The 21719-nt window shown below is 64.8% G+C and carries 17 protein-coding genes; 5 read left to right on the forward strand and 12 right to left on the reverse strand.

All coding sequences use genetic code 11. The annotated features are described in order from the left end of the window. Positions 1-77: 77 nt before the first annotated feature. The 3 genes from NJLHNGOC_RS10125 to hrcA form a co-directional block, all read right to left on the reverse strand. Complete coding sequence (locus NJLHNGOC_RS10125) at positions 78-2714, reverse strand: penicillin-binding protein 1A (protein WP_113596249.1); 2637 nt, start codon at positions 2712-2714, stop codon at positions 78-80. 140 nt (positions 2715-2854) lie between these two features. Beyond that, complete coding sequence (locus NJLHNGOC_RS10130; RefSeq protein ID WP_113596250.1) at positions 2855-3739, reverse strand: aldo/keto reductase; 885 nt, start codon at positions 3737-3739, stop codon at positions 2855-2857. Between the two features lie 114 nt (positions 3740-3853). After that, on the reverse strand, positions 3854-4924 hold the full coding sequence (gene hrcA, locus NJLHNGOC_RS10135) for a heat-inducible transcriptional repressor HrcA (protein ID WP_113596251.1): 1071 nt from the start codon (positions 4922-4924) through the stop codon (positions 3854-3856). Between the two features lie 242 nt (positions 4925-5166). Here hrcA and rph point away from each other — a divergent pair, with 242 nt between their 5' ends. Together rph and rdgB are read left to right on the forward strand one after the other, a co-directional pair. Then, positions 5167-5895: a ribonuclease PH gene (gene rph, locus NJLHNGOC_RS10140; RefSeq protein ID WP_113596252.1), complete on the forward strand. Its 729-nt coding sequence runs from the start codon at positions 5167-5169 to the stop codon at positions 5893-5895. After that, the gene (gene rdgB, locus NJLHNGOC_RS10145) at positions 5892-6509 is read left to right on the forward strand and encodes an RdgB/HAM1 family non-canonical purine NTP pyrophosphatase (protein WP_113596253.1); all 618 of its coding nucleotides are present in this window, start codon (positions 5892-5894) and stop codon (positions 6507-6509) included. Before rph ends, rdgB begins: the two co-directional genes overlap by 4 nt. Before the next feature lie 279 nt (positions 6510-6788). Here rdgB and NJLHNGOC_RS10150 read toward each other — a convergent pair whose 3' ends face one another. The 4 genes from NJLHNGOC_RS10150 to truB form a co-directional block, all read right to left on the reverse strand. Then, positions 6789-8207 carry an NAD(P)H-dependent flavin oxidoreductase gene (locus tag NJLHNGOC_RS10150; protein WP_113596303.1) on the reverse strand — a complete coding sequence of 473 codons (1419 nt, stop codon included), beginning with the start codon at positions 8205-8207 and terminating at the stop codon, positions 6789-6791. Between the two features lie 123 nt (positions 8208-8330). Then, a complete protein-coding gene (gene pnp, locus NJLHNGOC_RS10155; protein WP_113596254.1) occupies positions 8331-10463 on the reverse strand; it encodes a polyribonucleotide nucleotidyltransferase in 2133 nt (710 codons plus the stop codon). Between the two features lie 304 nt (positions 10464-10767). Then, on the reverse strand, positions 10768-11037 hold the full coding sequence (gene rpsO, locus NJLHNGOC_RS10160) for a 30S ribosomal protein S15 (protein ID WP_003617029.1): 270 nt from the start codon (positions 11035-11037) through the stop codon (positions 10768-10770). Between the two features lie 31 nt (positions 11038-11068). Then, positions 11069-11989, reverse strand: a complete 921-nt coding sequence (gene truB / locus NJLHNGOC_RS10165) for a tRNA pseudouridine(55) synthase TruB (RefSeq protein WP_113596255.1) — start codon at positions 11987-11989, stop codon at positions 11069-11071. A 259-nt stretch (positions 11990-12248) separates the two neighbouring features. On the opposite strand from truB, the gene NJLHNGOC_RS10170 reads away from it, so the two are divergent. Beyond that, positions 12249-13217 (forward strand): MlaD family protein, encoded by a 969-nt coding sequence (locus NJLHNGOC_RS10170; protein WP_113596256.1) that lies wholly within the window; start codon positions 12249-12251, stop codon positions 13215-13217. A gap of 271 nt (positions 13218-13488) precedes the next feature. Here the strand turns inward: NJLHNGOC_RS10170 and rbfA are convergent, their stop codons facing one another. From rbfA to rimP, 5 genes are read right to left on the reverse strand one after another with little or no spacing between them, the layout of a single operon-like run. Beyond that, positions 13489-13932 (reverse strand): 30S ribosome-binding factor RbfA, encoded by a 444-nt coding sequence (gene rbfA, locus NJLHNGOC_RS10175; RefSeq protein ID WP_113596257.1) that lies wholly within the window; start codon positions 13930-13932, stop codon positions 13489-13491. After that, entirely contained in the window at positions 13929-16607 is a 2679-nt protein-coding gene (gene infB / locus NJLHNGOC_RS10180; RefSeq protein WP_113596258.1) for a translation initiation factor IF-2, read from the reverse strand. The genes rbfA and infB overlap by 4 nt, the downstream gene beginning before the upstream one ends. After that, entirely contained in the window at positions 16604-17314 is a 711-nt protein-coding gene (locus NJLHNGOC_RS10185; protein WP_408890803.1) for an RNA-binding protein, read from the reverse strand. The genes infB and NJLHNGOC_RS10185 overlap by 4 nt, the downstream gene beginning before the upstream one ends. Further along, entirely contained in the window at positions 17259-18809 is a 1551-nt protein-coding gene (gene nusA / locus NJLHNGOC_RS10190; protein WP_113596259.1) for a transcription termination factor NusA, read from the reverse strand. The genes NJLHNGOC_RS10185 and nusA overlap by 56 nt, the downstream gene beginning before the upstream one ends. Positions 18810-18829: 20 nt before the next feature. Further along, positions 18830-19456, reverse strand: a complete 627-nt coding sequence (gene rimP / locus NJLHNGOC_RS10195; RefSeq protein WP_110560652.1) for a ribosome maturation factor RimP — start codon at positions 19454-19456, stop codon at positions 18830-18832. Positions 19457-19675: 219 nt separating this feature from the next. On the opposite strand from rimP, the gene NJLHNGOC_RS10200 reads away from it, so the two are divergent. Together NJLHNGOC_RS10200 and NJLHNGOC_RS10205 are read left to right on the forward strand one after the other, a co-directional pair. Next, entirely contained in the window at positions 19676-20308 is a 633-nt protein-coding gene (locus NJLHNGOC_RS10200) for a hypothetical protein (protein ID WP_113596305.1), read from the forward strand. Beyond that, positions 20305-21573 (forward strand): AAA family ATPase, encoded by a 1269-nt coding sequence (locus tag NJLHNGOC_RS10205; RefSeq protein ID WP_113596260.1) that lies wholly within the window; start codon positions 20305-20307, stop codon positions 21571-21573. The genes NJLHNGOC_RS10200 and NJLHNGOC_RS10205 overlap by 4 nt, the downstream gene beginning before the upstream one ends. Positions 21574-21719: the final 146 nt, after the last annotated feature.

The following is a 21719-nucleotide window of genomic DNA, read 5'->3' on the forward strand; positions in this document are numbered from 1 at the left end:
GCTTACTCCTAAGCTCGTCGTGATAAAAACACGCATGGCCGATGGACATGCGCGCATGCCCGCCGACCCGTCACGCGTCAATACAGGCCACCCATCCCGATGTCACCCCCGGAAGGCGAGGACGCGGCGGATGGCGCGGCGGCAGGCTGCCCCCCCGCCCCCGGCACGCCGTTGCCCACCGGGCCATGCCCCGGCATCGTGGCCATGTCGCTTTCGGAATCGGGCATGTTCTCGGCCCCCGTGTCGGCGGCGGTCAGGGTACCGATCGCGCCAGCGCCCATATCGACGCTGATGCCGGGCTGCTGGTCAGGCTTGAAGGCGTCGATCGCCATGCCCATCCCGGTGTTGTACTGCGCAAGACGCATGCCGGGCGGGGTGCGGAAATCCAGCCGGGGACGATCCGCCAGCGCCGCCTTCATCACCTCGTTCCAGATCGGCCCGGCGATCACGCCGCCGGTCTCGTTGCGGCCCAGGCTCTGCGGCGTGTCGAAACCGACCCAGACCACCGTCACCAGATCGGGGGAGAACCCGGCAAACCACGCATCGTTGAAGTCCTGGCTGGTGCCGGTCTTGCCCGCTATGGGCCGGTCGATGCCAGCGCCCGCGCGCACGCCGGTGCCCCGGCGGATCACGTCACGCATCATGGTCACGACCTGATACGCGCTGTCGGCGGAAACCACCTGCGGGCGCGTATCCTCCAGCACCGGCCCGTCATCGGGGGCGGACGTTGGCGTTGGCGTTTCCCCGGCCGCCGCCGCGGGACGAAGCTGCAGGCCCGGCGCGCGCCAGATGACGTTGCCGTTGCGGTCCTTGATGTCGTCAATCAGCGTCGGCGCGACCAGATGGCCGCCCGCCGCAATGGTGGCATAGGCCCCGGCCTCACGCATTACGGTGGTTTCCACCGCGCCAAGGGCGGCGGGCAAGACCAGCGGCATGGAATGCACGAGGTCAAGCTTCTGGGCCATGTCGGCCACCGACTTCATCCCGATCTGCGCGGCAAGGCGGATGGTGACAAGGTTGCGCGACTCCCTCAGGGCGTCATGCAGCATCGTCGGGCCCCAGAAATCCTTCTCGTAATTGTTGGGATGCCATTCGCCGTAGGAAACCGGGGAGTCGTCGAATTTTTGCGACGGGGAAATCCCCTGTTCCATCGCGGCAAGGTACACGAACGGCTTGAACGACGAACCGGGCTGGCGCGCGGCCTGCGTCACGCGGTTGAACTGCGACGCGCGAAAGGACCATCCCCCCACCATCGCCAGCACGCGCCCGGTGCGCACGTCGATGGTCGTCAGCGCGCCTTCGACACGCGGCACCTGCCGCAGGGCCACGCCATTGCTGTCGGCCATGGATTCGATCATCACGACATCGCCGGTCGCGATCCCCTTGCCCGCGTGCATCCACGAACGGTCACGCGCCGGAAGCTCGCCGGTATGGGGAATGGCAGGCGACGCGCCCTCCAGCCAGCCGACCTGCCCCGTCGTGGCCGAAAGCACGACCGCCAGCCGCCATGTCGTCAGCATCGACGCCGGCGCGCCGACCCGCGCCAGCGCATTGGCCCAGTCGCCGTGCGGGTCCACGCCATCAAGATGCGTCACCGGGCCGCGCCAGCCCCCGTGCGCGCGGTCATAGCGCATCAGCCCTTCATGCAGGGCGTTCGCCGCCACCTGCTGCAGGTGGGGGTCCATGCTGGTATGGACCGACAGCCCCCCTTCCATCGTGGAGCTCATGCCATAATGCTCGATCAGTTCGCGGCGCACTTCCTCGGAAAACCATTCCGAACCGGGAACGGGACCGGGACGGGTAAACGATGACGGGATCAGCGGTTCCTGTTCCGCCGCGCGGGCCTCTTCGGGGCTGATGTCATGGAGCTCCGCCATGCGTTCAAGAACCCAGTTGCGGCGTCCGGTCGCCGCCTGCGGGAAACGCACGGGGTTATAGTTGGTAGGTGACTTGGGCAGTGCCCCGAGGAACGCCGCCTCCGCATTGTCGAGCTGGTCGAGGGGTTTGTTGAAATAGGTCTGGGCCGCGGCCCCGATGCCGTACGCGCCGTCGCCCAGATAGATTTCGTTGAGGTAAATCTCAAGGATCTGCTGTTTGGAGAGCGTCTGTTCCAGCCGCATCGCCAGCAGGGCTTCCTTGGCCTTGCGTTCCATGGACACCGCGTTGGAGCCCAGCAGCATGATCCGCGCCACCTGCTGCGTGATGGTGGACGCGCCGATCGGACGATGCTTCGTCCCGCGCATCATCACGTCCGTCAGCCCCGCGCGGATGATCGCCAGCGGGTCAACGCCGCCATGGGTGAAGAATTTCTGGTCCTCCGCCGCCAGGAACGCGCTGCGGACCCGTTCGGGAATCGCGCTGTAGGGGACGAAGATACGACGCTCCGCCGCCAGTTCCGCCATGATCTGGTCATCGCCCGAATAAAGGCGGCTCATCACCGGCGGCTGGTAGGTACGCAGCCCGTCAACGGTCGGCAGCCCTTCCGACAGGTGCTGGTATTCCTGCCACGCGGCGACGCCCCCGACGCCGGCAAGCAGCAGCACGACGCCCAGCGCCCCGCCCGCCACCCGGCGCACCAGCCGGTAGCGCGGGCGCGGCCCCCCGGTGGGCGGACGGGGACGGTCCGAAGCGCCATTGCCGTCCCCGCCACTGCGCGAGACATCTGAAGTTCCATGCACCCGGCCATCGCGGCCCGATCCGTCAGCAAGCGTCATCCGGTGTCCAATAGGGAAATAGGGAGTGTCGTATGCCTCTGTCCTAGCACCGTCCGGCGTCCACGTCGCCCCCGATCCGCGATCGGCGCATGTAAGCCTTCAGCGGCGGGGGCCGGGACCTGTGCCGGCCCCCATCCGCATCAGGCGTTGAGGCGATCCCATTCCGCGCGGCCATCACGGTCAAGGGCATGGAATTCCTCGTCCGTCAGCGACAGCGTCGCCGCCTGCGCGTTGGCGCTGACGTGATCGGGATTGGACGTGCCCGGAATGGGCATCATGACCGGCGAACGCCGCAGCAGCCACGCCAGCGCCACCTGCCCGGTGGATACGCCGCGCGCCTGCGCCACGCGGGTCAGCACGTTATCGCCCCGCACAAGGCCCCCTGCCGCCAGCGGCGCCCACGGGATGAAGCCGATATTTTCCCGCGTGCAGTAATCCAGCACCTCCTCCGAATAGCGGTTGACGAGGTTGAAGCGGTTCTGGACCGTCGCCACGGGAAAATACAGGCGCGCGCGCTCGATCATCTCCACCGTGACTTCCGACAGGCCGACATGGCGGATCAGTCCCTGCGCGCGCATCGTGGCAATCGCCTCGAACTGTCGTTCCGGGGTCGTGTCGGGCCCCACGCGGTGCAGCTGCCACAGGTCGATGCGCTCCACGCCCAGCCGGCGCATGCTCATCAGCACGCACTGGCGCAGGTAATCGGGATTGCCGACAGGACACCAGATGTTGGGACCATGCCGGGTGTGGCCGCCCTTGGTCGCGATCACCATCCCCCTGTAGGGCGACAGCGCCTCGTGGATCAGGTCCTCGCTGACGAAGGGGCCATAGGCATCGGCGGTATCGACAAAGTTGATGCCAAGTTCCGGCAGGCGCCGCAGGGTGGCAAGGGCCGCGTCGCGGTCGGCCGGTTCCCCCCAGATGCCTGGCCCGGTAATGCGCATCGCGCCGAAGCCCAGGCGCGCGACCTCCAGATCACCGCCAATCCTGAAAGTACCGCCGGGGCGTGATGTGGACAGGGTCATGGCTTCATTCCTTTCTGCAACGTCACGACATGGCGCGACACCGTATGGCATGATGACGGACGGGATCACCGGGGGTTGCGTGGACCCAGCCCTGCGCCCTGACGGACGGGTCGATCAGCCCAGCATGCGCCCGATGACGCGCGCCGTGTAATCCACCACGGGAATGATGCGGCCGTAATTGATCCGTGTCGGGCCGATGACGCCAATCGCGCCGACGATACGGTTGGAATCGGTACGGGCCGGGGCCATGACCACTGACATTCCCGCCATCCCGAACAGGCCGCTTTCCGCGCCGATGAAAATCCGCACCCCCTCGGACTCGCAGGCAAGGTCCAGCAGGCGGAGCATCGTTTCCTGCGTTTCCAGACGGTCGAACAGCATCTGGATGGTCGAAAGCCGCTCGATCTCCGTCACGTCCGACAGCAGCCGCCCCTGCCCGCGGATGAACAGCGTGCCGCCACGCTCCTCCGCGTCGCTCCATGTCGCAAGACCGCTTGAGACCACCTCCGTCGTCAGCTGGTCCAGTTCGGTGCGGTTGGCCGCGATGTCGCCGCTGACCTTTTCACGCAGGATGTCGAGCGTGCGGCCCGACAGGTGGGCATTGAGATAGTTTCCCGCCTCCACCAGGGCGGAGGGCGGCAGCCCGGACGGGATTTCGATCACGCGGTTTTCCACCTGCCCGTCGGAGCCGACAAGGATGACCAGAGCGCGCCCCGGACCCAGCGCGACGAATTCGATATGCTTGATCGTCCCGTCGCTCTTGGGGGCAAGCACCAGTCCCGCCGCCGAGGACAGGCCCGACAGCATCAGCGACGCCTCCCCCAGCATGTCCTGCAGCGAGCGGCCGCGCACCTCCAGCGTGCGGGTGATGGTCTCGCGCTCCTCCTCGCTCAGGCTGCCGAACTGCAGGAGGCCATCCACGAACAGGCGCACCCCCTTTTCCGTCGGCAGCCGCCCGGCGGACGTGTGCGGTGAAAACAGCAGCCCGGCCTCCGTCAGGTCCGCCATGATATTGCGGATCGTCGCGGGCGACAGCGACAGCGGCAGCCGCTGCGACAGGGTGCGCGAACCCACGGGACCGCCGGTTTCGACATACTGTTCGACAATTTCGCGCAGGATGGCGGCGGATCGCGCATCCAGCCCCGGCGGCAGGGCAGGACGTGAAGACAGCGCTCCGATATCCATGTCGTTCTCCCTCCTCTCCCCAGGCCATCACGGACATGATGGCAGCATGGATCTGGCGTGACCGCCCGTTCATGACAAGGTCCGTTCATGACAACGATAGGGACAATGGATTATTGCGACAATCACATGATGTGACGACCGCGCCCCCATGCCGCCCCTGCCCACGCCCGGACGGCGGGACTGGAAAAGGACAGGGGTTGCGCGCTATGCCGCGCATCAGGATTTTATCGGGAGTTTCCTTCATGCGCCCATCCGGCCGCGCCATCGACGCCCTTCGCCCTGTTTCCATCCAGACCGGCTTTGCCCGCCATGCCGAAGGCTCCGCCCTGATCCGCATGGGCGGGACCGAGGTCCTGTGCGCCGCCACCATCGAATCGCGCGTGCCCTCCTTCCTCAGGGGCAAGGGACAGGGCTGGGTCACCGCGGAATACGGCATGCTGCCGCGCGCGACCCACAGCCGTGGCCCGCGAGAGGCCGCCAAGGGGAAACAGGGGGGGCGCACCCACGAAATCCAGCGCCTGATCGGACGCGCCCTGCGGGCGGTCGTGGACCTGCGCGCGCTGGGGGAAATGTCCGTCACGGTGGATTGCGACGTGCTGAACGCCGATGGCGGCACGCGCTGCGCCGCGATTACCGGCGCGTGGGTGGCGCTGCGCATCGCGCTGGACCGGCTGGTGCGCGCGAAGGTCCTGCCCGCCCTGCCGATCACGGCACAGGTCGCGGCCGTATCGTGCGGCCTGACCCCGGCGGGCGCGGTGCTGGACCTTGATTACGAGGAGGACAGCAATGCCGCGGCGGATGCCAATTTCGTCCTGACCGAAACCGGCGGCATCGTCGAAATCCAGGGCACGGCGGAACAGGCCCCCTTTTCACAGGAACAGTTCGGCGAACTGATGCGTCTGGCACAGGCAGGCACGTCACGGCTGTTTGAAATCCAGCGCGACGCCGTGGCGCAGGCGGTGGCGGCATGAGCGGCCAGCAGCAGCGCGGCCTGCGCCGGGGCGACACCCTGGTGCTGGCCAGTCACAATGCCGGGAAACTGGCCGAATTTTCATCCCTGCTGTCGGGGTACGGCATCAAGGTCGTCTCGGCCGCGACACTGAACCTGCCGGAACCCGACGAAACTGCGGACAGCTTCGCCGGCAATGCCGAAATCAAGGCGCTGGCGGCGGCAAGGGCGGCCAACCTTCCCGCCCTTGCCGATGATTCGGGATTCTGCGTCCGTGCGCTCAATGGCGATCCGGGCATCTTTTCCGCCCGCTGGGCCGGCCCGGAAAAGGATTTTCCCGCCGTCATGCGCCGCATCCATGACCTGATGGGCGACAGTCCCGACCGGGGCGCGTGGTTCATTTCCGTCCTGTGCCTTGCATGGCCCGACGGACGGACCGAAACGTTCGAGGGACGCATCGACGGACAGGTCGTATGGCCGCCGCGTGGCGAACATGGCCACGGGTACGACCCCATCTTCGCCCCCGATGGCAGCAGCCAGACCTTTGCCGAGATGAGCGACGCACAGAAAAACGCCGTCAGTCACCGCGCCATCGCCTTTCGTCTTTTCCGCGACGGGTGCCTGCAACCGTCATAAGGCCCGCGCGCTATGCCATCAAAAAACCCCTGCCACGACATCGTGGCAGGGGTTTTTTCATAAGGATCGTCTGGCCCGGACCTGTTGGTGGCGCCCTGTTTTTCTCCTGCGCCATGAAGGTCGTCAGGGTTCGGGATCTGGTGGTGAAGAATAATAAAAGTTTCTGGGTGTCGCCTTTCGTCTGAAAAGGCGACGTCTTACGAAGCTTTTTACAAAAAGCTTCACCAAAAACTTTTATCACTTCAGGGTGTTGCTGGGCCGGCCTGTTTAAACAGGCGCTCAGCGCCCGGTCATGATCCGTTCGACCAGTTGCCCCACCGTGGGGACGAACCCGTTGGCGTAATAGGGATCCGTCGCGAAACGCCATGCGTTGGTGCCACCGAACATCAGGTTGTGTTCCATGACATCCCCCGCGTCCGGACCGTGGGCATGGGCCACCGTCTGGAGCGTTTTCTGGATGCAGTAGGAACGCGGATCGGCCTTGTGCCCGTTGGTATAGGACGGTCCACGCTGGCTCCAGTTGGAAAAGCGGCATTCCGACAGGCACCCCATGCAGCCCGCCTGATCCGCCAGGATCTCGCGCGCCTTTTCCGGCGTCACGAAAACCAGCGTGTTGTCAGGCGTGCGCAGTCCCTCGGTATATCCCTCACGCTGCCACAGAAGGGCACGCTCGCTGTCTGCGGCGGTGACATAGACGACGCGGCCACGCGCGCCCACGCTGAAGGGTGTGGTATGTTCGCCCACCGGTTCGACCACGAAGGCGATCTGGCGTTCGGAACGCGCGCGCAGTTCACGCAGGAACGCATTATTGACCGCCGAGGAATAGAATCCGGTCGGGGAGAAGCGGTTCAGGAACACATCCCCCTTCTTCAGCGTCATCAGCCGCCGTTTCCAGACATCCGGAATGGGGCTTTCACGTGTCAGAAGCGGACGGGTACCAAACTGGAACGCCACCGGGCCAAGTTCCGGATTGTCGATCCAGTCCTCCCACTCCTCCAGCCACCATACGCCACCCGCCATGATGATGGGGGTATCATCAAGCCCGAACGCACGCATCTGCTTGCGCAGGGCAAGGACGCGCGGAAGCGGATCCTCGGGCGAGAGGGGATTTTCCGTGTTCGACAGGCCGTTATGACCGCCCGCGCGCCACGGATCCTCGTACACCACACCGCCAAGTAGCTCGCCGCTCTTGTGATAGGAACGTCGCCACAGGGCGTTGAACGCCCGCGCCGACGACACGATGGGATAATAATGGACGCCATGTTCGGCCGCGATGTCCGACAGGCGATAGGGCATGCCCGCGCCGCAGGTCAGGCCGTTGATAAGGCCCTTCGTGCCCTCGAGCACGCCACGGATCACACGTTCCGCCCCGCCCATTTCCCACAGGATGTTGGCATGGATGCGTCCCCTGCCACCTGCGATCTCGTGCGCGACGCGGACCTGGTCGATGCCGCCGCGAATGGCGTAATCGATCAGTTCCTCATGCTTTTCCAGACGGGTGCGCCCCCGGTAGATCTGGGGCACGATATTGCCGTCCGCATCATACGAATCGGCATTCACGATCGATACCGTCCCCGCGCCGCCCGCCGCGGCCCAATGTCCGGACGAGGCCCCGGTGGAGATCGAAACCCCTTTCCCGCCCTCGACCAGAGGCAGGATATCCACCCCGCCCATCCGGATCGTGTTGATCGCCTTCATCGCCATTCCATCGTCATCTGTAAAACCGGTCCGCGCCGGCCATGTCGCGGGGACCGGGGCGCGCGACAACGTCCATCGCGCCCCGCCCCGTCATGCTGTCGGTCGGTTTCCGCCAACACGCGCTCAGCGCGCGCCGCGGCCCGCCTTGGCACCGACCACATCACCGATATCGGCACCGGTTTCCTGATCGACAACCCGCATGGACAATTTCACCTTGCCGCGGTCATCAAATCCAAGAACCTTCACCTTCACCTCGTCGCCCTGCTTGACGACATCGGTGGTCTTGGCCACGCGGCCCTGCGACAGTTCGGAAATGTGGACCAGCCCGTCACGCGGCCCGAGGAAGTTCACGAACGCGCCGAAATCGGCGGTCTTGACCACCTTGCCGTTATAGATCTTGCCGACCTCGGGCTCCGCAACGATGCCACGGATGCGCTCGATCGCCTTTTCGGCCTGATCCTCGGACGATGCGGCGATCATGATCGTGCCATCGTCATTGATGTCGATCTTGGCCCCCGAATATTCCACGATCTCGCGGATGACCTTGCCACCCTGACCGATCACGTCGCGGATTTTTTCCTTGGGCACGGAAATCGTGGTGATCTTCGGCGCGGAGGCGGAGACGTCGGAACGTCCTTCCGTCAGGGCCTTGGACATTTCACCCAGAATATGCATCCGGCCTTCGCGGGCCTGACCCAGCGCGATTTCCATGATTTCGGGCGTGATGGACGTGATCTTGATGTCCATCTGCAGGGCCGTGACACCCTTTTCGGTGCCCGCGACCTTGAAATCCATGTCGCCGAGGTGATCCTCGTCGCCAAGGATGTCGGACAGGACCGCGAACTCTTCCTCTTCCTTGATGAGGCCCATCGCGATGCCCGCGACCGGACGCTTCAGCGGAACGCCCGCATCCATCAGCGCCAGCGACGTGCCGCACACCGTCGCCATGGAGGACGAACCGTTGCTTTCCGTGATCTCGGACACGACGCGCATCGTGTACGGGAAGGTGTCCTTGCCCGGCAGCAGCGGATGCACGGCGCGCCATGCCAGCTTGCCATGGCCGATTTCACGACGACCGGGCGAACCCATGCGACCACATTCCCCGACCGAGAACGGCGGGAAGTTGTAGTGCAACATGAAATTGGTGCGGTATTCGCCTTCCAGCGCGTCGACCACCTGTTCGTCCTGCCCGGTGCCCAGCGTGGCCACGACCAGGGCCTGCGTTTCCCCACGGGTAAACAGGGCGGAACCATGCGCGCGCGGCAGGATGCCGACTTCGGAGACGATCGGACGGATCGTCTTCAGGTCGCGCCCGTCGATGCGGTGGCCCGTCTCCAGCACGGCGGAGCGCACGACGTTGGCCTCCAGCTCCTTGAGCAGCGGCTTGGCCGCCTCGGCATCGGCGGGATCGAGCTTGGCGAGGATCGCGTCCTTGGCCGCCGCGACCTTCTTGTAACGCGCCTGCTTGACGCGCTCCTTGTAGGCATCGGCGATCGCGGCACGGCCCAGCTTGTCGATCTTCTTGCGCAGCTTGATTTCCTCGGCGGTCGGCTCGACGAGGTCCCACGGCGCCTTCGCCGCGTGTTCGGCGAGGTCGATGATCGCGTCGATCACCTCCTGGAACGCCTCATGGCCGAAGGTCACCGCGCCCAGCATGACCTTCTCGCTCAGCTCAACGGCCTCGGACTCGACCATCAGCACGCCTTCCTCGGTGCCGGCGACGACGAGGTCAAGCTCGCTGTCCTTCATCTGCCCGATGGTCGGGTTGAGGACATACTTGCCATCGATGTAGCCAACGCGGCAGGCGCCGACGGGGCCGAAGAACGGCACGCCCGACAGCGTCAGCGCGGCGGAACAGCCGATCAGCGCCACGATCGCCGGGTCGTTTTCCATGTCGTGGCTCAGCACCGTGGCGACGACCTGGACCTCGTTGCGGAAATTGTCGGGGAACAGCGGGCGGATCGGACGGTCGATCAGGCGGGAATTCAGGACCTCGGCCTCGGACGGGCGTCCTTCACGCTTGAAGAAGCCGCCGGGGATCTTGCCCGCGGCATACGCCTTTTCCTGATAGTTGACCGTCAGCGGGAAGAAGTCCTGCCCCGGCTTGACGCTCTTGGCGCCGACGGCGGTGCACAGCACGACCGTGTCGCCATAGGTGACGACGACCGCGCCATCGGCCTGCCGGGCGATCTTGCCCGTCTCCAGCACGAGGGGGCGGCCGCCCCACTCGATTTCCTTGCGAAAATAATTGAACATGCAGACACGTCCTGTCCGTTGGCTACCGCAAACGGAACAGAGCGGTCCGAACATTGGGATATCGATGGCAGCGCCTCGGACGGCATGGAGCGATGACGGACCGGCCGCCAATACACCATGTGGCCTGAAACGCTGCGACCCTGTCCGGGTGTCTCCGCCGTCATGTCGGCAGCGTTGTTTGCGGCATTCACCATTGAACGCCACGAAAATGCGCAACCGCGCGGCTGCGCGACATCGCTGTCACGCCAGCCCGCACGGTTACGCGGCGGGCCGCATTATGAATGCGATCCCGCCATGCCGCAAATCAGCGACGCAGGCCCAGACGCTTGATCAGCGTTTCGTAACGCGTCTGGCTCTTGCGCTTGACATAATCCAGCAGGCGGCGACGGCGGCCCACCAGCATCAGCAGGCCACGACGCGAATGGAAATCCTTCGCATGGGTCTTGAGGTGTTCCGTCAGGTTGACGATCCGTTCCGTCAGCAGCGCAACCTGCACTTCCGGCGAACCCGTATCCTTGGCCGCGGTCTGGTATTCATCAATCAGCGCCGTACGGCGTTCCGGGGTAATCGACATCGTGGTGCTCCGTTTACAAAAAGGTATGAGGTCACAGCATCCGCACGGGCCGCAGCCATCCATCCTGCGGACGGCACAACCCGACGACATGCGCCCCGTCCATCGCGCGCACGACCCCGCTGCGGGGATCGACGGCGTCCGGCATCCGGCCCATCAGGTCAAGCAGGCTGAGAGCCTGCCCATGTGACAGGGAGTCCGCTTCTTCCGGGGTCAGGGCCAGCGCCGGGATGTCGTCCAGCGCGGTCGCGACCGGAAGCAGCAGATCCGGCGAGGCAGGCGCGTTGTCGGCGCTGGCGACGATTTTGTCCAGCAGAATCGCATCCGATTCCCCAAAAGGCCCCACCTGCAGCCGGCGCAGCGCCGCCACGTGCCCCACCGTCCCGCAGGCACGCGCGATATCGCGAGCGAGCGAGCGCATGTACACGCCCTTCCCGGACTCCACCTCGAACACCGCCGTATCGGCGTCCGGACGCGCGATCAGCTCGAAACGGTCGATGCGCGCGGGTCGCGGCGGCAGGTCCGGCGGGCGGCCGTCACGCGCCATGTCATAGGCGCGCTCCCCCCCCACCTTCAGCGCGGAAAAGACCGGGGGCACCTGCATGATGTCGCCGCGAAAGGCCGCCAGCGCCGCCTCGAACGCCGCGTTGTCGGGACGCACGTCCGATGTCGCGGTGACACTGCCATCCGCGTCATCACTATCGCGTGCCTCCCCGATGCGCAGGGTGAAGTGATAGCGCTTGGTTCCATCCATGACATAGGGCACGGTTTTCGTGGCCGCGCCAAAGGCAACCGGCAGCAGCCCCGTCGCCAGCGGGTCCAGCGTCCCGCCATGTCCCGCCTTGCGCGCGTCGAACAGGTGACGGACGCGGCCGACCACCTGCGTCGACGTCATTCCAGACGGCTTGTCCACAATCAGCCAGCCATCAATCGGGCGTCCACGCCTGCGTCGCATGAGCACAAGAACCTTTCGCGCAAGAACCAAGGCCCGTGCGTGTAAACGACGCGCCGGTACGGGGCAATGCCCTAATTCCTGCCCCGGGGGGATGGCCGTTACGCCACCGTGTGATAAAAACACCCCGGCGGGAACATGCCAGCCATCCGGTGCCCCCGCTTTCGCGACAGGCATTCTGGTGTCATCCTTGATGACCGGTCGCGTAACGCGGATTGGACTGTAACCTCTTTAATATTGCGTCGTAGGGAGACCTGAACACATGGCAGAACGGCAGACCACGGTCGGCGCTTTCGTGTTGGGTGGTGCCCTGCTGGGTGTCGCGGCGGTTGTCCTGTTCGGCAAATTCCACCCGTTTTCGGCCACCAACAACGCCGTCGTGATTTTCGACGGCGCCATCAACGGGCTGGGGATAGGGGCTCCTGTCACGCTGGAGGGCGTGCAGGTCGGCACGGTGGAAAATATCGGGATCAGGTTCGATCCCACCTCCCACAAGGCGTACATTCCCGTTACGATCCAGTTGCAGGCAGACCGGGCGAAATCCACGCAGCACAGCCAGGGCCTGACGGCCGACGGCCTGCCGGACATGATCAGCCATGGCCTGCGCGCGGAACTTCATATGCAGAGCTTTGTCACGGGACAGGAAGAAATCGACCTGTCCTTTGACCCCGCAACGCCGCCACGCCTGCATCCGGGAATTTCCGACCTGACGGAAATCCCTGTCCGCGAATCGGAAATGCAGAAGCTGACCGATACGCTGACGACGCTGCCGCTGAAAACGATCGCGACCAACGCCGATGAAATGCTGGTCAGCATCCGCAACCTCGCGGACCGGCTGGACAAGGATCTGCCGCCGCTGGTCACCAGCGTGCGTGAGACGTCCGACCGCAGCCGCGTGACCGTCGATACCGCGACAGACACGATCCGCGACCTGGACAAGCGTCTGGATGTCACCCTGACCTCCATCAACCATCTGGCCGACAGCGGCACGCAGCAGCTTGATGCACGCGGGGGCGAGCTTCATGACCTGCTGATCAATTCCAACAACACCGTGACCGAGGCACGACAGACGCTGGCGGGCCTGCACGATGTTACCGCGCCAAGCTCCGCTGATCGCGCCAACCTCGATTCCTCGCTGCGCGACCTGGCGGCAGCGGCGTCCGCCCTGCGCGGCTTTGCCACCGATGTGGAACGCAATCCCCAGCTTCTGCTGATGGGACGCCGCAACTGATCCCCATATGAAGGCGGGCGCGCCCCCGCCATTTCCATCCATGGAACCATAGCCGTTGCGGCGTTCAGATGCCGGACGGTTACTGCTGTTTTTTGCTGATCATGAAAAATGCCGCGCCATCATCGGGGCGGGACAAAGCGTGTTTCGCATGAAACCGAAACACGGCAGCGACAGGCAGAGGGCAGCAGGATCGCCGCAGCCCGGACACGCGACAAAAACAGTCGCATGCCTGAGGTCCGGCGAAATCCGCATTCCCCGTCAGATTGTCGCGTCAGTCGTCCTTCAGATCCCGCGCCACGGCAGGATCACGCAGCAGGTCATCGACATGCATCGCGTAATCCAGTGCCGTATCCGGCTGGAAATGCAGGTCCGGCACCCCGCGCAGCCGCACCATATGCGACAGGCGGGAACGCAGGAACGAAGAAACACGCTTGAGCGCAGGCAGCAGGGCCTCGATATCGCTGCGGCCCAGCCGCGCGACAAAGACGGTTGCATGCTTGAGATCCGGCGAAATCCGCACTTCCGTCACGGTAATGCGGGCATCGACCAGTTCGGGATCGCGGAATTCAACCCGCGCGAAGATATCGGCCAGCGCGCGCCGGATTTCCTCCGCCACGCGCAGCTGACGTTGCGAAGGGCCAGATACACCATGACCGGCAAGTCTCCCTGCCGGTCCGGTGGTCTTTACCCTATCCCTGGACGAGTTGCGGCTCATGCCGGGACCAGTTCCATTTCAAAGCATTCGACCACGTCGCCTTCACGCAGGTCGTTATAGCCGGCAAAGGACAGGCCGCATTCGTAACCGCGCGCCACTTCCTTCACATCGTCCTTGAAACGCTTCAGCTGGCTCAGCTCACCTTCGTGGATGACGACGTTGTCACGCAGCAGACGCACGCCACAGCCGCGCTTGACCACGCCCTCGGTCACGTAACAGCCGGCAACCTTGCCCACGCGGGTAATGTCGAACACCTGACGGATTTCGGCATATCCCAGGAACTTCTCGCGATGCTTGGGCGCGATCTTGCCCCGCACCAGCTGTTCCACGTCGTCGGCCACCTGATAGATGATCGAGTAGTAGCGGATATCCACGCCCTCGCGCTGCGCAAGCTGACGGGCCTGCGCCGTGGCACGCACGTTGAAGGCAATGATGACCGCACCGGACGCCTTGGCAAGCTGCACGTCGCTTTCGGTGATCTGGCCCACACCCGCGTTGAGCACGCGGATCTTGACTTCCTCATGTTCCAGCTTCTGCACGGTGATCTGCAGCGCTTCCGCGGATCCCTGCACGTCGGCCTTGATAAGGACGGCCACTTCCTTCTGCGCGCCGGCCTGAATCCGGGCCAGCATCTGGTCAAGGGTGCCACGCGCCGCCGTCTGGCCGGCTGCGGTGCGTTCCTTGATGACGCGCTGACGGAACTCCGAGATTTCACGGGCGCGGTTTTCATTGTCGACAACGACAAACTGCTCACCCGCACCCGGGACGCCGGTAATGCCAAGTACTTCGACCGGCATGGACGGACCCGCATCCTGGATCTGGCGATTGCGGTCATCGACCATCGCACGCACGCGGCCCCATTCGGCGCCAGCCACCACGATGTCACCGCGATGCAGCGTGCCCTTCTGGACCAGAACGGTGGCCACCGGCCCACGTCCGCGATCCAGACGGCTTTCGATTACCGCACCTTCGGCCATGCGGTCGGGATTTGCCTTGAGGTCAAGGATTTCTGCCTGAAGGAGGATCGCCTCTTCCAGCTTGTCCAGCCCGGTCCGCTTGAGGGCGGAGACCTCGATGTCCTGGGTGTCGCCACCCATGCTTTCGACGACGATTTCGTGCGACAGCAGTTCCTGACGGACGCGGTCGGGATTGGCACCCGGCTTGTCACACTTGTTGATCGCGACGACGATCGGGGCATCGGCTGCCTTGGCATGCTTGATGGCTTCGACCGTCTGGGGCATGACCCCGTCATCGGCCGCCACCACCAGCACCACGACATCCGTCACCGACGCGCCACGGGCACGCATGGCCGTAAAGGCCTCATGACCCGGCGTGTCGATGAAGGTGATCTTGGCACCCGACGGCAACGTCACCTGATACGCACCGATATGCTGCGTGATGCCGCCCGCTTCGCCATTGGCGACGTCGGTCGTGCGCAGCGCATCCAGAAGCGAGGTCTTGCCATGATCGACATGGCCCATGACCGTCACGACCGGCGGACGCGGACGCAGGTCCTCGGGCCTGTCCTCGATCCCCTCAATGCCCAGTTCGACATCGCTGTCGGCGACGCGACGGACACGATGGCCGAATTCCTGCACGATCAGTTCGGCAGTATCCGCATCCAGCGACTGCGTGACGGTCGCCATGACGCCCATCTTCATCAGCGCCTTGATGACCTCGCCCTGACGGGCGGCCATGCGGTTGGCGAGTTCCTGCACCGTAATCGTCTCGGGCAGGACGACATCGCGCACCACGCGGACCTGATCCGAACGCAGGCGCTCCAGCTCCGCCTGACGGCGTTCACGCTCGCGCTGGCGACGGACCGACGCCAGCGAACGCGTCTTGTCGTCATCACCCTCGATCGCGGCCTGAACGTCGATGCGGCCCGAACGACGGCTGTCATTCTTTTTCGACCCGCCCGAAGGACGGCGTCCCGGCGCGACATTGCCACCCGGACGACGGCTGGGACGACGCTCTTCCTCGCCGCCATCGGCACGACCGCCCCGCAGACGCAGGGTCTCCGCCGGGGCAGCCCCCGCGCTGGAACGCGACGGCGCCGGACGTGACGGCGTGACCGGCTTGGCGGGCATGATCGCGCGCTCAGCCAGCGGACGCAGGCGTTCCATCGGCGGCGCCAGCGTCACCTCGCCGGGGATCGGCGTGGCCGACACGACAGGGCCCGGAGGCTCCGGCGCGGCGGGCGTGGCCTTTGACGCGGCGCGGGCCTGACTTTCCTCACGCTCGCGCGCTTCGGCCTCGGCGCGGACACGCGCGTTCTCCTCCGCCTCGCGGCGGGCATCTTCTTCCTTGCGGCGCGCTTCTTCCGCAGCGGACAGGATCGTGATCTTTTCCTGCTCGCGCCGTTCCTTTTCACGCTGGATCGCGGCCTTGCGCTGCTCTTCCAGTACCCGCTGGCGCGTCGCCAGTTCGGCCGCCGTCAGCGCACGTCCACCACCGGCGCGGCCACCGGAACGGCCACCCGACGGACCTGATCCGCTACCTGGAGTCCCGGCGCCGCGCTTTTTGCGCACCTCTACCTGGACCACCTTTGAACGACCATGGCTGAAGCTCTGCCTGACGGAACCGGCATCGACCGTCCGTCCGACTTCCCTCCGGCCCGCCGGCCGCAGGGACAAGCGTCCCTTACCCTGATCCTGATCGTTGCCTTCGCTCATGTACCCGCCTGTTCACACCGTCCGGCGGACTTATCCGCCGAATTCGGGTCCATCCTGCCGGACAGCCCCGCAAAACGTTCATTCTCGACACGAAAACGGCGCGCCAGTTCGCCATGCAGCATCGCTGCATGAACGACATGGTCGCGGCCGAATGCCGCCCCCAGTTCCAATGCCGTAGGAACAACCGCAACCGGAAGATCCCGTGCACCGGACAAAACTCTCATCCTCTCGTCCGGGCTCCCGTCCGCCGCCTGTATGACCAGCGCGGCGCGACCACCCACGACCAATTCCCGCACCTTGGCAAAGCCGCAGACAATCTGCCCCGCCCGCCGTGCAAGCCCCAGGACATCCATCATCCTGCGTTCCAGCCCGATTTCCACCACATGGGCCAGATCAGGCGGAATGACAACCTGTCCGCGCGCGGCGCGTGCAAACACGCCACGAGTCTGTGCCGTTTCTAGCACATCCCGCCGCGCGCTCAACCAAATTCCCCGTCCGGGCAGACGCGCAGAAAGATCGGGGGTCACGATCCGGTCCGGCGAAATGACGAACCGCACCATCGTTTCCCGCGGCAGCCGCGCGCGCGTTACAGCGCAACGGCGCAGCGGCCCCCGTTCCTCATCCGTATCCTGATCTTCGATGGGATACTCCTCAGACGTCGGAATTCTCCTGCTTTTCGGTGGCCTCGCCACCCTCCGACTCGTCATCGTCGAACCAGTGGGCGCGCGCGGCCATGATGATTTCGTTGGCCGCTTCCTCGTCGATGGCATCGGCGCCAAGGATATCGACAAGTTCATCGCCCGCCAGGTCGGCCAGGTCATCAAGCGTCTTGATGCCCTTTTCGCCCAGCGTCACCAGCATCTGGACCGTGAAGACGCCAAGGGCGACAATATCATCCGACACCCCGAGGGCGCGACGCTTTTCGTCCATTTCCTCCTCGCGACGTGCGAGGAAGCCTTCGGCGCGGCGCACCAGTTCGCTGGCCACGTCCTCGTCAAAACCCTCGATCCCGGCCAGTTCATCCGCATCCGCGAAGGCAAGCTCCTCGATCGAGTGGAAGCCTTCGGTCACCAGCAGCCCGGCAATCACGTCATCAACATCCAGCGCCTCGACAAACAGGTTGCTGCGGCGACGGAATTCCTCCTGCCGGCGTTCCGATTCCTCGGCCTCCGTCAGGATATCGATGTCCCAGCGCGTCAGCTGGCTGGCAAGGCGCACGTTCTGGCCGCGACGGCCGATGGCAAGGCTCAGTTGCTCGTCCGGGACGACGACCTCGACCCTGCCGGCCTCCTCGTCCATGACGACCTTGCTGACCTCGGCGGGTGCCAGCGCGTTGACCACGAAGGTCGCGGCCTGCGGGCTCCACGGAATGATATCGATCTTCTCGCCCTGCAGTTCCTGCACCACGGCCTGCACGCGCGATCCGCGCATGCCCACGCACGCGCCGACCGGATCGATGGACGCGTCACGCGAAATCACCGCCATCTTGGCGCGCGAACCCGGATCGCGGGCGACGGCCTTGATTTCGATGATGCCGTCATAGATTTCGGGAACTTCCTGCGCGAACAGCTTGGCAAGGAAGGCCGGATGGGTGCGCGACAGGAAAATCTGCGGCCCACGCGGCTCGTCACGCACGTCATAGATATAGGCGCGCACCCGGTCGGAATTGCGGAAGCTTTCGCGCGGGATCAGTTCGTCACGACGCAGCAGCGCCTCGGAACTGCCGATTTCGACCATCAGGTTACCGTACTCGGTCCGCTTGACCGTGCCGTTGACGATTTCGCCCACGCGGTCCTTGAAGTCGTTGTACTGGCGCTTGCGCTCATATTCGCGCACGCGCTGGACGATCACCTGCTTGGCCGTCTGGGCCGCGATGCGCCCGAAATCGATCGGCGGCAGGGGATCGATCAGATGTTCGCCAAGCTGGATTTCGGGCCGGAACTTGCGCGCGATGTGAAGCGGGATCTGGGTTTCCTCGTTCTCCACTTCCTCGACCGCCTCGGTCCAGCGCGACAGGCGCACGTCGCCGGTCTTGCGGTCGATCGTGGCGCGGATGTCCTTTTCATGGCCGTACTTGGCGCGACCGGCCTTCTGGATGGCCTGCTCCATCGCCTCGAGCACTTCCTCGCGGTCGATCGACTTCTCACGCGCGACGGCATCCGCCACCAGCAACAGTTCAGGACGGGAAACGGACGTATCCATCAGGGTCTCCAGAGCGTCTTTCAGTGGGCCTTGCGCGGCGGCCTTGCGCCACGCCGACCGCCAGTCTGTTCCAACATCCCGTCCGGCGACTCGGCCGTCGGGTCCTCATCAGTCTGCTGCGCCGCGCCATCGGGCCGCGCCATACGGGCGCTCGCCTCGATCAGCGCGTCGGTCAGCACCAGCCGCGCCTTGCGCATCTCGTCGAAAGGCAACGCCACCTCAAGCCCATCGTCAAGGCGCATCAGGCCGCATCCGTCACGCGCGCCCAGCACGATGCCCGAAAACCGCTTGCGCCCGTCGACGGGCATGTTCATTTCCGCCCGCGCCAGATGCCCGGCGAAACGGTCCCAGTCCTTGGGCCGCGTCAGGGGACGGTCGATCCCGGCGGAAGAGACCTCCAGCGTCCATTCCCCCGGCAGCGGATCCTCCACGTCGAGGATTGCGCCGACCGCGTGGCTGATCTGCTCGCAGTCATCAATGGTAATCTGGGAGCCATCGGCGCGATCGGCCATGATCTGGACCGTGGGGGTTTCACGTCCCAGGACCGAGACACGGACCAGTTCGAACCCCATATCCACCAGCGCGGGGCCGATCATCTCGGCAATGCGGGCGTCAAGGCCGGTCAGGAAAGGCAGATCTGCGTCCAATGCAAAAAAGGCGGCCCTGCGGCCACCCCCCAAATAAACGTAAATTGAAGGAATTGCCCGAATATCTAGGGCATGATCGTCCACTTCGCAAGTTCTATAATAATAAGGCGCCGCGCAAATGCAGATGTGAACGCTTTTTTACACCCCGCGTAACATTGTGCGCCGCTTAAACGCTTGCCTCCCCTAACGGCCCCCATCATTATGAATGACATGATGCCGATGTCCGCCCCGCCGACGGAACCATCCCGCCAGCCACAGCGCCCGCGTAGCAGCAGTCGCATGGTGGTGGCGGGGCTGCTGGCGGCTGTGGTGGCTGGCGGGTTCGGCGTCCACAGCCTGGGCGGCGCCTCCGACGCGGGGGGCGGCGGCAGTTCCACCACCCCGACCGCGCTGGCGGGACAGGGCGGCGACACCAGCGGCGGCAGCCTGCGCACGGTCGTGAACCATACCCGCGCACATGCGGACCTTCTGGGTGAAATGCCCATGATCGCGCCGGAACGCGCGGCCGACATGCTGCAGTTCACCTCTTTCGACATCAACCAGAAGAACGCGATCCTCGCGGCGCTGAAGCGTCATGAAATCGTGCTGGCGGAAATGCCGCTGTATGACATGGGAACGGGCAGTTCTGTCGTCAGCGTGGAATCCATGGGTCTGACCCAGATCGTGCACCTGACGGGACGGCCGCGCACGGTCGTCCTGCCGATCCGCATCGCGGGGGAGGTCACGATCCGTGCCGTCAATGACCCGGGGGCGGCGGGACTGCATGCCGGGGCGATTTTCGTTCCCGGCCCGACGCCCCTGCCGGTATTATACAAGGACGGACAACTTGTGATCGGGGTCGTCGTTCAATGAAAGCGCTGTATCCGGCATTTGAACGCATGCTGCCAGTTATCATGGTCATATTCCTGATACTGGGCAGCATACAGGCCGCCGCGGCCCTGCATCTTTCACTCGCCAGCATACGGCATTTCATGGAATGGTGTGCGCCGGCCTATCCGGTCATGGCCGCGGGTGGTGCAATTTTGACGCTGGCCGGTCTCTGGTTTGAAAACCGCGCAGAGAGACTGGCCAGAAAGGGACTCCGACGCAGACGGGGATGGATGATGGACGTACTGGCCAGACTGACCAATCGTAGTGCGCTGGAAGAAATGATGGCGCGCGAGCAGAAAGAAACCATCATAGATGCCGAGGAACTGGCGGCGAGCCTGCGCGCACGGGTGATCGGCCAGGACCAGGTGTGCGAGGATATCGCCGCCCAGCTGCGACGCCGGCTGGCGCTGCATGTCCGGGGCAAGCCGGTGGGCATCTTCCTGCTGGCCGGGCCGCCGGGCACGGGCAAGACCTATCTTGCCAAGCAGCTTGCGCGGCAGCTTGACCGGCCGCTGCTGAGCTTTGACATGACGCAGATGAGCTCTCCGCATGCTGCGACGCAGCTCTTTGGTTCGCCCAAGGGGTATGTCGGCTCCGACACCTATGGCAAGCTGACGGGCGGGCTGAAGGAAAAGCCGGACGCCGTCGTGCTGCTGGATGAAATCGAGAAGGCGCATCCTGACGTCTTCAAGAAATTCCTGACCGCGTGGAACGATGGCCACGTGACCGAAGCCTCCACCGGGCAGCATATTTCCACCGTGCGTTCGATCTTCATCCTGACATCGAACATCGCGACGGACGCGCTGTCGGACATCGCGGACCGTCTGGCCGATGAACCCGACAAGATGCGTGCCGAGTCGGTGGAAGCCCTGCGACAGGCGGGCTTCGCGCCGGAAGTGCTGAACCGTCTGGACCGGATTTTCGTGTTCCGTCCGCTCGAAGGGCTGGATATCGCGCGCGTTTCCGCCTTGGAAATCGAGGCGATGATCGACAGCTATGGCCTGAAGGTGGAGACGGGCGGCATCGATCCGTCCCTGCTGTTCCAGGTCATGCGCCGTCAGGATCGCATCGGACCGGCCGCCAGCGCGCGCGACCTTGCCCGCTCCATCGAGGACATGATCAGCGACTCCCTCATCACCGCGCGGCAGCAGGGCGCGAAGCTGGTCCGCATCGTATCGAACGAGGACGGGGTGGTGGCGGAAATCGCCAATGATAGCGAGGCCCAGAAAGCACGTATCATCCAGTAACCGGCCCCCGGCCCCGTCAGGGGCCGGGATGACCGCGATCATGGCGCCATGATTGCCTTGTGCCCATCGGGAACACCAGCGTAAGGCGAAATGGTCTTTTCTATCCGTCCGTCCGTGGGTTTCGGGGCGGATATCGCGTCAGGATA

Origin of the sequence: Novacetimonas cocois, from assembly GCF_003311635.1 — a bacterium.
Lineage (GTDB): Bacteria > Pseudomonadota > Alphaproteobacteria > Acetobacterales > Acetobacteraceae > Novacetimonas > Novacetimonas cocois.

Excerpts from the sequence above, each read along its gene's own strand:
- NJLHNGOC_RS10125 (WP_113596249.1), bottom strand. The coding sequence starts at position 2,714 with ATGACGCTTGCTGACGGATCGGGCCGCGATGGCCGGGTGCATGGAACT.
- NJLHNGOC_RS10130 (WP_113596250.1), bottom strand. The coding sequence starts at position 3,739 with ATGACCCTGTCCACATCACGCCCCGGCGGTACTTTCAGGATTGGCGGT.
- hrcA (WP_113596251.1), bottom strand. The coding sequence starts at position 4,924 with ATGGATATCGGAGCGCTGTCTTCACGTCCTGCCCTGCCGCCGGGGCTG.
- rph (WP_113596252.1), top strand. The coding sequence starts at position 5,167 with ATGCGCCCATCCGGCCGCGCCATCGACGCCCTTCGCCCTGTTTCCATC.
- rdgB (WP_113596253.1), top strand. The coding sequence starts at position 5,892 with ATGAGCGGCCAGCAGCAGCGCGGCCTGCGCCGGGGCGACACCCTGGTG.
- NJLHNGOC_RS10150 (WP_113596303.1), bottom strand. The coding sequence starts at position 8,207 with ATGAAGGCGATCAACACGATCCGGATGGGCGGGGTGGATATCCTGCCT.
- pnp (WP_113596254.1), bottom strand. The coding sequence starts at position 10,463 with ATGTTCAATTATTTTCGCAAGGAAATCGAGTGGGGCGGCCGCCCCCTC.
- rpsO (WP_003617029.1), bottom strand. The coding sequence starts at position 11,037 with ATGTCGATTACCCCGGAACGCCGTACGGCGCTGATTGATGAATACCAG.
- truB (WP_113596255.1), bottom strand. The coding sequence starts at position 11,989 with ATGCGACGCAGGCGTGGACGCCCGATTGATGGCTGGCTGATTGTGGAC.
- NJLHNGOC_RS10170 (WP_113596256.1), top strand. The coding sequence starts at position 12,249 with ATGGCAGAACGGCAGACCACGGTCGGCGCTTTCGTGTTGGGTGGTGCC.
- rbfA (WP_113596257.1), bottom strand. The coding sequence starts at position 13,932 with ATGAGCCGCAACTCGTCCAGGGATAGGGTAAAGACCACCGGACCGGCA.
- infB (WP_113596258.1), bottom strand. The coding sequence starts at position 16,607 with ATGAGCGAAGGCAACGATCAGGATCAGGGTAAGGGACGCTTGTCCCTG.
- NJLHNGOC_RS10185 (WP_408890803.1), bottom strand. The coding sequence starts at position 17,314 with ATGACGAGTCGGAGGGTGGCGAGGCCACCGAAAAGCAGGAGAATTCCG.
- nusA (WP_113596259.1), bottom strand. The coding sequence starts at position 18,809 with ATGGATACGTCCGTTTCCCGTCCTGAACTGTTGCTGGTGGCGGATGCC.
- NJLHNGOC_RS10200 (WP_113596305.1), top strand. The coding sequence starts at position 19,676 with ATGTCCGCCCCGCCGACGGAACCATCCCGCCAGCCACAGCGCCCGCGT.
- NJLHNGOC_RS10205 (WP_113596260.1), top strand. The coding sequence starts at position 20,305 with ATGAAAGCGCTGTATCCGGCATTTGAACGCATGCTGCCAGTTATCATG.